Source organism: Syntrophobotulus glycolicus DSM 8271 (assembly GCF_000190635.1).
In the GTDB taxonomy this organism is placed as follows: Bacteria; Bacillota; Desulfitobacteriia; order Desulfitobacteriales; family Syntrophobotulaceae; genus Syntrophobotulus; species Syntrophobotulus glycolicus.
Genome location: NC_015172.1, coordinates 2,833,549 through 2,848,087, shown reverse-complemented (window position 1 = coordinate 2,848,087; position 14,539 = coordinate 2,833,549). Strand labels below are relative to the sequence as shown.

At 43.1% G+C, this 14,539-nt stretch carries 15 protein-coding genes; 14 read left to right on the top strand and 1 reads right to left on the bottom strand.

Going from position 1 to position 14,539, the window contains the following annotated elements:
* The first annotated feature begins 74 nt into the window (after positions 1-74).
* The 9 genes from SGLY_RS14115 to SGLY_RS14080 all read left to right on the top strand — a co-directional run bounded on the left by SGLY_RS14115 (position 75) and on the right by SGLY_RS14080 (position 6,783).
* The gene (locus tag SGLY_RS14115) at positions 75-1,208 is read left to right on the top strand and encodes a trans-sulfuration enzyme family protein (protein WP_013625901.1); all 1,134 of its coding nucleotides are present in this window, start codon (positions 75-77) and stop codon (positions 1,206-1,208) included.
* A 198-nt stretch (positions 1,209-1,406) separates the two neighbouring features.
* On the top strand, positions 1,407-2,297 hold the full coding sequence (locus SGLY_RS14110; RefSeq protein ID WP_013625900.1) for a radical SAM protein: 891 nt from the start codon (positions 1,407-1,409) through the stop codon (positions 2,295-2,297).
* Positions 2,298-2,309: 12 nt separating this feature from the next.
* Positions 2,310-3,089 (top strand): methionine ABC transporter ATP-binding protein, encoded by a 780-nt coding sequence (locus SGLY_RS14105; protein WP_013625899.1) that lies wholly within the window; start codon positions 2,310-2,312, stop codon positions 3,087-3,089.
* A complete protein-coding gene (locus tag SGLY_RS14100; protein WP_013625898.1) occupies positions 3,086-3,760 on the top strand; it encodes a methionine ABC transporter permease in 675 nt (224 codons plus the stop codon). The genes SGLY_RS14105 and SGLY_RS14100 overlap by 4 nt, the downstream gene beginning before the upstream one ends.
* Positions 3,761-3,818: 58 nt before the next feature.
* Positions 3,819-4,649, top strand: a complete 831-nt coding sequence (locus SGLY_RS14095) for a MetQ/NlpA family ABC transporter substrate-binding protein (protein WP_013625897.1) — start codon at positions 3,819-3,821, stop codon at positions 4,647-4,649.
* A 134-nt stretch (positions 4,650-4,783) separates the two neighbouring features.
* Complete coding sequence (locus SGLY_RS18465; protein ID WP_013625896.1) at positions 4,784-4,948, top strand: YezD family protein; 165 nt, start codon at positions 4,784-4,786, stop codon at positions 4,946-4,948.
* A 91-nt stretch (positions 4,949-5,039) separates the two neighbouring features.
* Positions 5,040-5,210, top strand: coding sequence for a YezD family protein (locus tag SGLY_RS17665; RefSeq protein ID WP_013625895.1), 171 nt, complete (start codon positions 5,040-5,042; stop codon positions 5,208-5,210).
* 232 nt (positions 5,211-5,442) lie between these two features.
* Positions 5,443-6,321, top strand: coding sequence for a nitrogenase iron protein (gene nifH, locus SGLY_RS14085; RefSeq protein ID WP_013625894.1), 879 nt, complete (start codon positions 5,443-5,445; stop codon positions 6,319-6,321).
* Positions 6,322-6,441: 120 nt separating this feature from the next.
* Positions 6,442-6,783 carry a NifB/NifX family molybdenum-iron cluster-binding protein gene (locus tag SGLY_RS14080; protein WP_013625893.1) on the top strand — a complete coding sequence of 114 codons (342 nt, stop codon included), beginning with the start codon at positions 6,442-6,444 and terminating at the stop codon, positions 6,781-6,783.
* A 118-nt stretch (positions 6,784-6,901) separates the two neighbouring features.
* Here SGLY_RS14080 and SGLY_RS14075 read toward each other — a convergent pair whose 3' ends face one another.
* Positions 6,902-7,735, bottom strand: a complete 834-nt coding sequence (locus tag SGLY_RS14075; RefSeq protein ID WP_013625892.1) for a methyl-accepting chemotaxis protein — start codon at positions 7,733-7,735, stop codon at positions 6,902-6,904.
* A 288-nt stretch (positions 7,736-8,023) separates the two neighbouring features.
* On the opposite strand from SGLY_RS14075, the gene SGLY_RS14070 reads away from it, so the two are divergent.
* The 5 genes from SGLY_RS14070 to SGLY_RS14055 all read left to right on the top strand — a co-directional run bounded on the left by SGLY_RS14070 (position 8,024) and on the right by SGLY_RS14055 (position 14,529).
* A complete protein-coding gene (locus SGLY_RS14070; protein ID WP_052298650.1) occupies positions 8,024-9,076 on the top strand; it encodes a transcriptional regulator in 1,053 nt (350 codons plus the stop codon).
* Positions 9,073-9,576 (top strand): hypothetical protein, encoded by a 504-nt coding sequence (locus SGLY_RS17240; RefSeq protein WP_052298649.1) that lies wholly within the window; start codon positions 9,073-9,075, stop codon positions 9,574-9,576. The genes SGLY_RS14070 and SGLY_RS17240 overlap by 4 nt, the downstream gene beginning before the upstream one ends.
* Before the next feature lie 222 nt (positions 9,577-9,798).
* Positions 9,799-10,821 carry a helix-turn-helix transcriptional regulator gene (locus tag SGLY_RS14065; RefSeq protein ID WP_013625891.1) on the top strand — a complete coding sequence of 341 codons (1,023 nt, stop codon included), beginning with the start codon at positions 9,799-9,801 and terminating at the stop codon, positions 10,819-10,821.
* A gap of 215 nt (positions 10,822-11,036) precedes the next feature.
* Entirely contained in the window at positions 11,037-12,782 is a 1,746-nt protein-coding gene (locus tag SGLY_RS14060) for an ABC transporter ATP-binding protein (protein WP_013625890.1), read from the top strand.
* Position 12,783: 1 nt separating this feature from the next.
* Positions 12,784-14,529: an ABC transporter ATP-binding protein gene (locus SGLY_RS14055; protein WP_013625889.1), complete on the top strand. Its 1,746-nt coding sequence runs from the start codon at positions 12,784-12,786 to the stop codon at positions 14,527-14,529.
* The last annotated feature ends 10 nt before the right edge of the window (positions 14,530-14,539 follow it).

The following is a 14,539-nucleotide window of genomic DNA, read 5'->3' as shown; positions in this document are numbered from 1 at the left end:
TCAAACTTGACTAAAACTATGTAATTAGTGTATATTATGAAAAACTACTTGTTGGTGAAAGATGAGTGAGTAATATGAAATTTGGAACAAGGCTGATCCATAATGGCTATGAAATGGATCAAAGCACAGGAGCTTTAAGTATACCGATATATCAAACTTCAACATTCCATCAAAGGGATATTGACGCACCGAAGGAGTACCAATACTCCAGGGGAGCGAACCCGACAAGAAGAGCCCTCGAGGGAACAATCGCTGTTCTGGAGGGAGGGTACAGAGGGTTCGCGTTTTCATCAGGGATGGCGGCCATTTCCTCCGCTCTTTCCATTTTTTCGGCAGGTGATCATCTGATTATATGTGAAGATGTCTATGGGGGCACCTATCAAGCCAGTCAGAGCTTTTTCCGGCGATTCGATGTCGACATTACCTTCATCAATGCTACGGAAGCGGAGAGTGTTGAGAAGTCTGTAAAACACAATACCAAGGCAATCTTTATCGAGAGTCCTTCAAATCCCTTGCTGAAAATAACCGACATCCGGGAAATTGTGAGAATAGCTCAAAAACACGGACTGACCACTTTAATTGATAATACGTTTATGACCCCGTATCTGCAAAGGCCGATTGAATTAGGTATTGACATTGTGATTCATAGTGCGACGAAATTCATTGGCGGACATAGTGATGTGGTGGCCGGATTAGTGGTCGTAAAGACGAAAGAACTGGCCAAACGTATCCAGGCTGTTCAATATAATTTTGGGGCAGTACTGGGCCCGATGGATTCCTGGTTGTTGTTAAGAGGATTAAAAACGTTGAAAGTCCGCCTGGATTACCAGCAAAAAAATGCTCAAATCCTTGCCGGGTGGCTTGCCGATCACCCTAAGGTCAAAAAAGTTTACTATCCGGGACTGCGGGACCATGGGGGGAGAGCGATCCATTTCGGCCAGGCTGCAGGAGCCGGGGCAGTTCTTTCCTTTGAAATTCGGGAAGGAAATACAGGCAAAGATTTTATGGAGAGAGTAAAAAATGCTGCTGTGGCTGTCAGCCTGGGCGGGGTGGAGACCATTATCTCCTATCCGGTAAAAATGTCTCATGCCGGTATGCCCAGACAGGAAAGGGAAAGAATGGGGATTACAGAAAACTTAATTCGTGTTTCAGTTGGATTGGAAGATATTGAGGATCTAATCGAGGATTTCGAGCAGGCTTTAGGGTAGCTGAGGGAAATTATTTGCTGTGGCAAGTGAAAACTGAAAAAATACACTTGACAATTTGCCTGCAATCAATTAAAATACAGTAAATATATAGGGATTATGGAGAAAGTTTTGGTTGACCAGTGATCTGGAGGCTAGATGTCTGACTTTGAAATGTCGGATTATTTAGCTTTTTTTGTTTTTGAGGGAGAGGTGTTTTGATTGGAAAGAGACAATAAGGCGGAAAAACAGAGTTATCAACATTTAGTCAAGAAGCATCCTTGCTTTAATGGTGAAGCCCATCATAAATATGGGCGGATCCACTTGCCGGTAAGTCCCAGGTGCAATATTCAGTGCAAATTCTGTAAGCGCAGTTTAAATAAGTTTGAAAACAGGCCTGGAGTTGCAGGTTCTATTTTAACTCCGGAGAAAGCCCTGGAGGTTGTCGATAAAGCATTGGAGCTTTGTCCGGAAATTACAGTGGTCGGTATTGCAGGGCCCGGTGATACCTTGGCGACTCCTCATGCTCTGGATACATTTCAGTTGGTCCACGAAAAGTATCCCGACTTGATCAAGTGCCTCAGTACGAACGGTCTCTTATTAAGGGAAAATGTGAACAGAATTGTCAAAGCGGGAGTAAAGACGGTTACCGTTACCGTTAATGCTGTAGATCCGGAGATTTTAAAGAACATCTGCTCCTATATCTTTTACAATGGCCAGTTGATCAATGGCAAGGAGGCGGCCTTGTGGCTGTTGGAAGCTCAACTGGCAGGGATCAAAAAAATCAGTGAACGAGGTATCGTTGTAAAAATAAACACTGTGCTGATCCCGGAGATCAACAACGGCCATGTCGGGGAAGTGGCCAGGGTGACATCAGCGGCCGGGGCGTCAACGATCAATATTATCCCGCTTATCCCCCAAAATGAAATGAGCGACTTCAGGGTGCCCAATTGTGAAGAATTGAATGTGGAGAGAGAAGCTGCCGAAAGGTATTTAGGGGTATTCAGACATTGTCGCCAGTGCCGGGCCGATGCGTGCGGGATTCCCGGTGCGGAGAAGGATTTTGCTCAAAACCTTTATCCCGAGCCCCTGCAGTCCTTCTCTCATGGTTAAGGATCGTACGATATGATTGCCATCAAAAACCTGAGCAAAACTTACCGGACAGAACATCTGGAGGTAAAGGCCTTAGATAATATTGACCTGCAAATTGAAAAAGGAAGCATATTTGGAATTATCGGTTTCAGCGGCGCCGGGAAATCAACCCTGGTTCGCTGCCTTAACCGTTTGGAAGAACCGGATTCGGGAAGTGTTTTTATTGAAGGACAGGAAATTACGAATCTGGATCAGAAAAATTTGAGGTTGGCCAGAAGGAAAATAGGCATGATTTTTCAGCAATTTAATCTATTTGATTCCATGACTGTTTATGAAAATGTTGCATTTCCCTTACAGGTCGCCGGATACCCCAAGAACCAAATTAAAGGCCGGGTTCATGAAATCCTTCAATTGGTTTATCTCACAGATAAGCTGAATGCTTATCCGTCTCACCTCAGTGGCGGTCAAAAACAAAGGGTAGGAATCGCGCGGGCACTGGCCAATAAGCCGGAGGTCCTTCTCTGTGACGAAGCGACCTCTGCTTTAGACCCTCAGACCACGTATTCTATTTTGGAGCTGCTGAAAAATATCAATGAAAAACTTCAGTTGACGATTGTTTTAATCACCCATGAATTAGATGTCCTGAAACACATTTGCGACCATATGGCCGTATTGGAGCAGGGAAAGATTGTTGAACAGGGGCCTACGGAAAAATTCTTTTTAAATCCTGAGAGTGATACCGCCAAGAATTTTGTGAGGATAATCCAAAGCTTTCAGGAGAAAAAATTTTATGCGGGAGGTGATGGTATTTGAGTGAAGATCTGCCCGGTCTTCTTTTCACAGGTTTTGGAGAAACAATATACATGGTGGCCCTTTCAACATTCTTTGCGCTGCTTTTAGGATTGCCCTTTGGAATTATTTTAGTTACAACAGATAAACATCATATCAGTGAAGCGCCAAGAATCAATAAAATATTCGGGACGGTGATTAATATTGTACGGTCATTTCCTTTTATTATTTTGATCGTCGTGTTGCTGCCTCTTTCCCGATTTATTGTGGGAACAACGTTAGGGTCGACAGCGGCCATCGTTCCCCTTTCTATAGGAGCTTCTCCTTTTGTAGCCAGGATTATTGAAAACAGCCTGAAAGAAGTCGGCAAAGGAAAAATAGAGGCCGCTCTGGCGGTAGGGGCCAATCCTGTTGCGATTATTGCCAGAGTATTGATCCCTGAGGCACTGCCGTCCCTGATCAGGGGAATTACTTTGGCTGTTATCACCATAACCGGCTTTACGGCTGTGGCAGGAGCTATCGGTGCCGGCGGCCTGGGAAGTCTGGCTATCCGTTACGGCTACATGCGGTTCCGTGATGATGTCATGGTGGCGACAGTTCTGATCCTGGTTTTCTTTGTTCAAGCTGTTCAATGGGGCGGTGATTCCGTTGCAAAGTATATTGAGAAAAGAAGGACGAAGATCGGGGCTGATTGATGAATGAAGCCCAATGGAAGCTGTGAAATAATCTGATAAAGAAAAAGAGGGGTAAAAAATGAAAGCACAGAGTTTAAAATTTTTATTGGTGATCAGCCTTGTTTTTGGAGTATTGACAGGATGCAATAAGGCCGAGAGTCCGACTGACCAGCCTTCAAGCGCCGCTTCACCTGTCGTACTGAAAGTCGGGGCAGCAGCGGTACCGCATGCTGAAATCCTGGACTATGTCAAGCCTAAATTGGCAGAGCAGGGGATTGATCTCAATATCATCGTTCTGGATGACGAAGCTCAGTTAAATCCGGCTCTCGCCGATAAACAAATCGATGCCAACTATTTTCAGCATGTGCCTTATCTGGATTCTGTCACCAAAGAAAAAGGATATGCGCTTACCGTCGCGGGCAAGGTCCATGTTGAGCCGATCGGCTTTTATTCCAATAAAATTACTGCTCTCGATCAGTTAAAGGATGGAGCGACAATAGGAATTCCCAATAATCCGTCCAATGAATACCGCGCTTTGGTCCTGCTGGAGAGCAAAGGCCTGATCAAGCTGAAAGAAGGAATCAGCAATTATTCCGCTACCCCCAAAGATATCGTAGATAATCCCAAAAAATTGAAGTTCGCCGAAGTCGATGCGGCACAGCTTACCCGTAGTTTGCCTGATGTTGACGGGGCGGTGATCAATACAAATTTTGTGTTGGAAGCAAAAATTGATCCCAACACTGCCTTGTTCCGGGAAGACGCCAATTCTCCGTATGCTAACATCATTGCGGTCAGAACAGGAGAAGAGAACCGTCCTGAAATTAAAAAATTGATTGCTGTATTGAATTCTGAAGATGTAAAAAAGTTTCTCAAGGATAAATACGGTGTTGCCGTTGTTCCTGCATTTTAGTAAGAATCAGCATGGGGAGGTTGATCGGTTCATTAAAAAAATTAATATATTGACAAAAGAGGTAAATTCTAATATTCTTTTTCTAAAGACCACTAAACCCATAGATATTATAGATAATTCGAGGAGGGGATATTTTGATTACCCTGGATAATAACAAAATAAACGATCTGTCAAAGAATAAAGAACTCTATCGAATTATGAAAATGATCAAAGAAATTCATTTTGGCTCCCTGAACTTAATTATTCAAGACGGAATATTAATTCAGGTAAATAAATACGAAAAGATAAAGCTGAAATAACCCGTTTTAGAAAAGAAAAGTTCATGGAAAAAATCTACCGGCTTGGGGTTAAAGCAACCAAGAAAATTAATGCAAACAGGAGGAGAAGAGGATGGTAGATAACAAGAAAAGCGGTGATAGTTCTCAAAATCCTATTTCAGATGAGTATATTGAAAAGCTTGTCACCCTCCTAAAGACTATTAAATTTGGTTCAATTACTTTGATCATCCAAAATGGCGAAGTCGTCCAGCTGGAGAAAAATGAGAAAATGAGAATAAAGTAAGATAATGAAGGAGAATAAATCAAACAATGATATCGCTTAGAGATCCTTGTTTATGCTCGATTAGAAAGCTAAAGGCGATTGTCTTCTTTTTCTAACAGGATTCTATAAAATCGTTCTTGGCTGACCATAAACATGGAGGCTAAGTTCTTAGCCAAAATAAGGATAGGAGCTTGGTCTCTTGTTTTTGGCATGTAGTATTCGTTGAATAAAATTTTTAGGAGTGAATTGAGAAATGGCAAAGAAAATTAAACAAATTGCAATTTATGGAAAGGGTGGTATTGGCAAGTCAACAACCACATCTAATCTTAGTGCCGCGCTTTCAATAGCAGGATACAAGGTCATGCAGTTTGGCTGTGATCCCAAAAGCGATTCCACGAATACTCTCAGGGGAGGAAAATATATCCCGACAGTTCTTGATACCCTGAGAGAAAAAAGCTCAGTCAAAGCTCATGAAGTAATCTTTGAAGGCTTTAATGGGATTTATTGTGTGGAAGCCGGCGGGCCTGCTCCGGGTGTTGGTTGTGCGGGCCGGGGAATCATTACGGCAGTTCAGCTTTTTAAACAACAAAAAGTTTTTGAAGAGCTTGATTTGGATTATGTCATTTATGATGTCCTGGGCGATGTCGTTTGCGGTGGATTTGCGGTCCCGGTGCGTGAAGGGATTGCCGAACATGTGTTTACCGTATCTTCAGCGGATTTTATGGCCATCTATGCGGCAAACAACCTGATGAAAGGGATCAAGAAATATTCCAACTCCGGTGGAGCATTATTGGGCGGAGTAATTGCCAACTCGATCAATGCCCCTTATGCGAAAGAGATCATTGATGATTTTGTTGAACAAACAGGCACCCAGGTAGTGGAATATGTGCCCCGTTCCGTAACTGTTACCCAGAGCGAGCTGCAGGGAAAAACAACAATTGAAGCCCTGCCGGATTCCAAACAAGCCGCTATCTACAAAAGCCTTGCCGAAAAGATTGATCATCATACCGAGTCCAGGGTTCCGACACCTTTGGAAATCAGTGAATTAAGAGAATGGGCCGCAAAATGGGGCGATTACCTGCTGGCGCTTGAAACCGGGGAAGTCCGCACCGAGGCGGTCGGAAATATCTAAGAAACCTCCTGGCGATTCTTGCGAAAAGAATTGTATTTTATCTGTTTTGATTTATGATATAAATTAATAAAAAATAATTTTGTTCATTCATTCAGGAAAAGTCAAAGGAGGTAAAATATTATGGGTTATAAGGTTGCTGCAGCAAGCTCGGACGGGAAATTTATCAATGACCATTTTGGCAGGAGCCGTCAGTTTTATATTTTTGAAGTGGACGACAAGGACGAATATCATTTTCTGGAACTTCGCCAGAATACTCCCGCCTGCAACTCGGGAGAACATGGAGAGAATACCATGGAGAAATCGGTGAATCTGCTTGCCGACTGCAGGTATGTACTGGTCAGCCGGATCGGCAGAAGCGCCGAACAGCTCTTGGAGGCAAAGGGAGTAAAGGCCTTAACGATTCCTGATTTTATTGAGGATGCTTTACCCAAATTGATTAAAGCGGAGACAACCGGAAAATGATGAAGAAATAAAAAGTTCCCCCCCTTGAGATACAGAAGGGAGTATTGCAAAACTATTTTTCCATAGTTAGCAATACTCCCTTTGTGATTAGAGAACAAAGTAACGTGCAATTGCTTTTTCAGATAATTTTAGTAAATTCGCCCAGAGAATCCAATTGACCAACAAGCTGTTGCACAGATGCGGAAATCTGCTCCATTGCCGCTGATTGTTCCTCACTTACAGCACTCAATTCCTGGATATCACTGCTGATCGAATTACTGGATTCTGCAATTGCTCTTAATATGGTGTTGACCTCTTTAGCCGAGTTGTTGCTTTCCGCGGAAAGACTGCGGATCTCATCAGCCACTACCGCAAAACCCCTCCCATTCTCGCCGGCCCTGGCCGCCTCAATCGCGGCATTTAAACCAAGCAGCTTTGTTTGATCAGCAATTTCCCTGATCATTTGGATAATATCATCAGTTTTTCTCACATCCTCTTTGGTGTTCACTGCTGTTTGCGACAATTCTTCACCAATCTTTGCCAGATTTTCGGCACCTGAAGCAATTTCCTGAACACTGCTGTTGATTTCCTGAAAAGAGGCGCTAAACTGCTCAATCACTTCTCTTAGCTTATTTTGGTTTTGGAGGCTTGTTCCTACACTGATTGCCCCTATGACTTGGTCATTCTCATCAAAAATAGGCTCTGTAATGGTTTTATAGGCAACCCCTAAAACTTCTTTGCCGACTTCTAATATTTCTTCTTTTCTTTCCTTCATCGCTTTGGCCAGCGAAGTTCCTTCTTTAATCCGGTCGCCGGATTTAACTCCGATATCAAAAGTCTTCGCTGCCCGATAGGACAAAATCGTTTCCCTATCACTGACTGCGACGAAAACATCCATGAGGAATAACCTGTTTAAGATTGGGGCTATCCTGATAAAAAACTCCAAGGTCTCTCTGCCGGTGAATTTCTCCAAGATCCGCTACCTCCATATTTTTAGACTGCCTTTTCGATATTGAGCAACAAAACAAGCTGGTGATCTATCTCCGATATGCCTTCTAAGAATTCATGACCTGCTGTATTTGCTCGATTTATGTAACTTTATGTAACCTATTGTTTTATCATAGAGGATGAATCTCATGATTTGTACTATTTTCAAGTATTTGTCATAACCACGGTTATGACAAAGCATTTAAAGGGATATTCCCTCCCGGCATATATAAGGGTATTGTAAAAGTATCAATTTTTAGGGGGCAGGGTATATTTGTCTTATATAAAATTCAGCGAATGTTTGACTTCGTTACTGTCTATTTTGGATATAAGTGCCAACAGGCTATCCAAAGCGATCAATGTGGATAGCTCACTTGTTAACCGTTGGGTTAACGGAAAAAGGATTCCGGGATATGACTCAATACATATTCAAACGATTGCCGACTACTTTGCGAAAAATATCTTAAATTCCATTCAAGCGCAGAGATTGAATGAACTATTCGCGAGGGTATGCGGAAGTCATGGGTCCGCAAGTAATCAAAAAGAAAAAATATTCAAGCTGTTATTGGAGGCACAAGGGTATTCTATTGAATGCAAAAGAAAAAATCTTATTAATAAGAAGAATTTATTTGATGTGAATGAGCTTACCCACTCAGTAGCCTTATCAGACGAGGATCAAATCATCTTTAGAAAGGAAAAAATTTTTTCCGCCGCTATCTCCTTGCTGGAAACAGCGATACACCAAAAGTGCGGAAATCACAATACAATTTATATCACTTATCATAACGATCGGGGCATAGAAAATCAGAACTTGATTGATGGTTTAAGAGAGGCCATATTGAAAGCGATAAATCATGGGTGGAATATCATATTATTACTGCGGTTAAATCATAATATTGATCGAACAATCGAACTGATCAAGTTTGCCAAACCTCTGATCAGAACCGGTAAATTTGCCCCCTATTATATTAATCAATACGATGCCTCAGCTATAGGCAGAGAGAACTTTACGGTCCCGGAGATCGGAGTGTTATCCTGCTTTTCAACTAAGCCGAGCTCGGAAATCAACTGTGCATTTTATCTAAAAAATAAGGTTGCTATTGAAATTTTTCAGAACTACTATCAGACCCTTCTGCCCAATTATGCCCGACCCCTCATACACTATTATCCGCCTGAGGATAGGCCCAGCTTTAATCACTGTTTAATCAAAAGTGAAGAGAATATCGGCAACCGGTTTCAATACAATTATTGTGCCAGTCCATTAACCTTGCCGGAACAGTTATATGTCAAACTCCTAAAAAAAAAGCGCTCTCAAATGATGAGATGAGAACAGAACTGACCTTTTACCGGAAACGATTATCTGCGTTTTTATCAAACATCCAGGTTTATCAATACTATGATATCTGCTCGGCAGATTCAATAAAAGACCTGATTAAACACCGGTGGTATTATCTTTACCGCTATTCAGGACTTGAGCGAATTGATTTAGAAACTCAGGATGTCATTGAGCTTTTGCAGAATATCATCATTCTTCTTGAAACGTATAATAACTACAATATTGCTTTTGTAACCCGGAATGAGGAGATAGAGGGTAAGATTAATTGCGCCTATTATTGCGTAGTTAAAGAAAGGCAGGCTGCATTACTTGAAATAGCGGAACTCTCAGAAGCAAAGCCGGGAGTACGGCTGTCCGTAACGGAACCCATGCTGGTCAAAGCTTTCCATGAGTATTTTAAAGAAATTTGGGAACAGATTGCTCCTGTAAATAAAAATAAACAAGAGCTTATCCAATGGCTGCAAAGTCAGATCAATTTACTGAAAAAATAACATGAGACGGAGATATCATTTAGTAGGTAAATGGCAGAGAGCACACCCCAGGATAGACAGATTTATGATAAAGAAATATACTGTTTTTGAGCAGTAAAATATGCTTTCTGAGTAGAGTTAGTTTTATCTAACTATTAATATTGAATTAGGATAAAAAGGGCTGATTCTACTGCGATAAATCGAAAGTCGGAAGTTTGTCACATAAAGCCGGAGGGACACCCAATGCAATCAGTGAATAAAGAAATAAAATCAGATCAAAGTCCAGTGAACCTGTATAGTGAGCTATTGCCGGCAAGCAGGTATATTTGTGAAGCTTTCTCTAAGGTTACACAAGTTGCCGCCCGAAAATACGAATTCTCTATTCCCGATAAAATTGGTTGCGGTGGTTTCCGGCAGATAAGTACCCGCAAAAACATGATCATTTCGGAATTCCGGATGTGCTTTAAATATAATATGGATGTGCTGGGAACAACAAATCCAGCCAATATTGATCTTTGTTTTTGTCTTGAAGAGGGCATGACATGGGAGTCCAAGGAGGAACGAAAACAACTGCAAATCAATAAAGGTGAAACTTTTATTTCCAATAACAGGCATGGATTAGAGCACACTTGTTATCATCAGGACTGCCAGTTTAACTTTATTGGTATTAAAATTCCAATCTTCCGCTTTCGGGAAATTGTACGAGAGTATGCGGATGCTTCCGACGAGGTTGCCATTGAAAAATCAGTCGGTCATTTTGCAAAACACAGGATTACTCCGTCCGTCAGGGTCATCCTTCAGCAAATACTGAGTTGTCCCTACCAAAATACCATGCTTGAAATGTATATTGAGGGAAAGTTGCTGGAACTGCTGTCGGTTTATTTTAGTGAAGTGATAATGCAGAGGGGTCAGAAAACGGATTTCATTGAACTATCTCGTACAGATCGGGAAAGCCTCCTAAAAGCAAAGGAAATTTTAGATAAGAACATCTTTAATCCGCCCTCTTGCGCAAATCTTGCACGGATGGTCTATCTGAGTGAATCCAAATTAGTAAGAGGATTTAAGGTGTTTCTGGGGACAACAGTACATCGTTATGTGATTGAAAAGCGGCTTGAAACGGCACTTTTCCTTTTTGAAAACGGTGAAGAGCGGATCGGCAGCGTAGCCGGCCTGGTGGGATACGGAAATATGAGCCATTTTTCGAAAGCCTTTAAGAAGAAATACGGGATTAATCCCAGTGAATATGTAAAAAGTACAGTCAAATAAGAATTGAGCAAGGCTGCTGAACTGCTGTCGGGGAGATCCGGCGGCTTTTTTTATTCAGTCAAGGATTGATGGATTTTGAGTAACGGAATACTCTTTTTGAGTAGAGTTAGAGCACAGTAAGCTGTAAAATTCAGGTCAGATAGCGGCCAAAACCTCGCACAGGATATATTGCGCCGGTTTTCAGAACAGTAGTTTAACCAAGAGGAGGGAACAAGATGTTCAATAAAATTTTTGAATACGCCGGTCCGTATAAAAAAGGCATCTATGCAGCGACCCTCATATTCCTGGTGAGTGTCCTGATGGGTGTCCTTCCCTTTGTTCTGGCCTATCAGATTATTGCTCCATTGGTCACCGGTGGAAGCGTTGCCCTGGCCGAGATTACAGTACGTGTCATTGGCGTACTGGTTTGCCTGGTTTTGCAGGCGGTTCTTTATGGATGGGGATTGGATTTATCCCATAAAACCGCCTATAATACGCTGATGCGCCTGCGTATTGCATTACAGAAAAAGTTAGAAAATCTGCCCTTGGGCATCATTCAGGACAAAGGCATCGGTACCGTTAAAAAGCTGTTCGTAGACGACGTAGACAGTCTGGAACTTCTGATGGCTCATTCGCTGCCGGAGGGTATTGCAAATTTAATGGTTCCGCTTGCGGTCTATATCGCCATGTTCTTTATTGATTGGAAACTGGCATTGCTGTCTTTGGCCTCCCTGCCCATCAGCTTGGTTGCAATGATGATGATGTATTCTGTTGGCATGAAGCAAATGGGGCCTTATTATCAGGCAGGGCAGAAAATGAATAATACCATTATTGAGTACATCAACGGGATGGAAGTAGTCAAAGTATTCAACAAAGATGGCGAGTCTTATGAACGGTTCCGAAAGGATGTTACCAATTACCGTGACTATACGTTGAACTGGTATAAGGCTTGCTGGCCGTGGATGGCGATTTATAACAGTTTGCTGCCTTGTACCATCATTCTGACGCTGCCTTTAGGCGCCTGGTTCGTGCTGAGGGGCTTTTCTACCTTGCCAAGTCTGATTTTAGTGCTGTGTCTGGCGTTGAGCATTGGTATTCCCTTGCTCAAAGCCCTTGGATTCCTGCCTGCCATGCCTCAGCTCAATTATAAAATCTCTGCACTGGAACAGGTGTTAGAAGCCGAACCCCTCCATCAGACCGAAGATGGTTTCGGTGGCAAAGATCATACAATCTGTTTTGAGGGTGTAAGCTTTGCTTACGGAGATCAGACAGTCGTTCACGATGTCAGCCTGACCGCGAAAGCCGGGCAAAAAACGGCTCTCGTGGGCGAGTCCGGTTCTGGGAAAAGTACGTTGGCAAAGCTGTTGATCCACTATTATGACCCACAGCAGGGAACAATTACCGTTGGCGGACAGAGTGTCAGTGAAATGAGTCTGAATGCTTTGAACAGCCAGATTTCTTATGTGGCGCAGGATCAGTATCTTTTTAACACTTCTCTGCTGGAAAACATTCGGATGGGGCGTTTGGATGCCACCGATGAGGAAGTGGTAGAAGCTGCCCGTAAAGCACAGTGTATGGAGTATATCGAAGAATTACCCCGAGGTATCCATTCAGCGGCTGGGGATGCAGGTAAAATGCTTTCCGGCGGACAGCGTCAGCGTATCTCTCTGGCAAGAGCGATTTTGAAGAGCGCCCCTATCGTGGTTCTTGACGAGGCCACCGCTTACATTGACCCGGAAAACGAGGAAAAGGTGGAGGCGGCTATTGCGGAGCTGGTTAAGGGCAAGACCCTATTTGTTATCGCCCATAAGCTGTCTGCCATGATGAACGCAGACCAAATCTGTGTCATGGCACATGGCTCCCTCCTGGCTGCGGGTAAGCACGATGAATTGCTGTCCTCTTGTGAGGAATATCATAAACTGTGGAACGCTTCCCAAAATAGTTCGGAGTGGAAAGTGGCTACTGCAAAAGGGGGGAATTAAGATGCTGAAACTGTTCAAAAGAATTCTACAACTTTCCGGCAAATACAAAGGGAGAATCGGAGCGGCCTCTGTCTGCTCGTTTTTGGAGTCCGTTCTTTCAAAAATGCCGCTGTTTTTTGCATTTATCGTGCTGGCTGGCTTTTATGAGAATACCTTGAATGCGAGACGCTGCCTGTATATTGGTCTTGGCCTCTTGGCGGTAGTCGTGCTCCAAGCCGTGGTTCATTTTTTGAGCGACCGTCTGCAAAGTGGAGCCGGATACATGATGTTTGCAGATCAGCGTATGGCATTAGGCGGACATCTCCGTAAACTTCCTATGGGCTATTTTACCGCAGGCAATATCGGTAAAATCAGTTCCGTTCTAAGTACGGATATGGTATTCATTGAAGAAGTATCAATGAGTACTATTGCAAACATGATGAGTTATCTGTTTTCTTCATTAATCTTGACTGTTTTTATGTTTGTTCTGGATTGGCGGCTGGGACTGGTTGCCACAGGCATCATCATGCTTGCATCCTTGATTGCGGGACGCATGAACCAATTATCCTTGGGTGAGGCCGCCCAGCGGCAGGAACAGAGCGAACATTTGACCGATGCGGTGCTTTCCTTTACCGAAGGTATCGGAGTGATTAAGAGTTACAATCTGATTGGCGAAAAATCGCAGGAGTTAAGTGATAATTTTAAAAAGTCCAGAGATACATCCATTACATTTGAGAAAAAAATGACTCCGTGGACGCGAGGGCTAAACATTCTCTATGCGTTCGGAATTGCCTCCATTTTTGGACTGTCTATATCTCTTCAGCAGAACGGCGTACTGTCTCTGCCTTATTTGCTGGGCGTTCTGCTCTTTGTTTTTGACCTGTTTGGACCACTTAAGGCACTTTATGGCGAGGCTACCCGTCTGACGGTGATGGATGCTGCATTGGATCGCATTGAGTCTGTATTGAAGGAAGAGGAACTGCCGGCCACCGGAAAAAAGCATATCCCGGCCGTTTCCCCCAATGCGCCGGAAGTGTGCTTCAATCATGTGACCTTTGCCTATCAAGACAAAGAGGTGCTAAATGATATCTGCTTTAATTTAAAAGAAAACTCAATGCTGGCACTGGTGGGTCCATCTGGTGGAGGCAAGTCCACTATTGCGAATCTTCTTGCCAGGCTTTGGGATGTGAAATCGGGAAGTGTGGCTATCCGAGGCACCGACATTCGGGATGTTCCTCTTGGTGAACTGATGGAGCAGATCAGTATGGTATTCCAGCGGGTCTATTTGTTTCAGGACACCATTTATAATAACATCAGCATGGGTAAGCCGGATGCTACGGAGGAAGATGTTTTTAAGGCGGCAAAAAAGGCCCGCTGTTACGACTTTATCATGAATTTACCGGAGGGGTTCCAAACGATGGTAGGCGAAGGTGGAGCTACCCTGTCCGGCGGTGAAAAACAGCGTATTTCCATTGCCCGCTGCATCTTGAAAGATGCACCTATTGTTATTTTGGATGAAGCGACGGCAAGCGTAGACACGGATAATGAAAGCTATATTCAGGAAGCAATTTCTGAACTGGTCAAAGGAAAAACATTATTGGTCATTGCTCACCGGCTGAATACAATAAGAGAGGCAAATCAAATTTTAGTGATTTCGGACGGACGCATCAGCCAAAGTGGAACCCACAATGAATTAATAGAACAGGCAGGTATATACCGCGATTTTGTAAGCATCAGAGAAAAAACATCTGGTTGGAGCCTCTCTTAATCTGATTTAG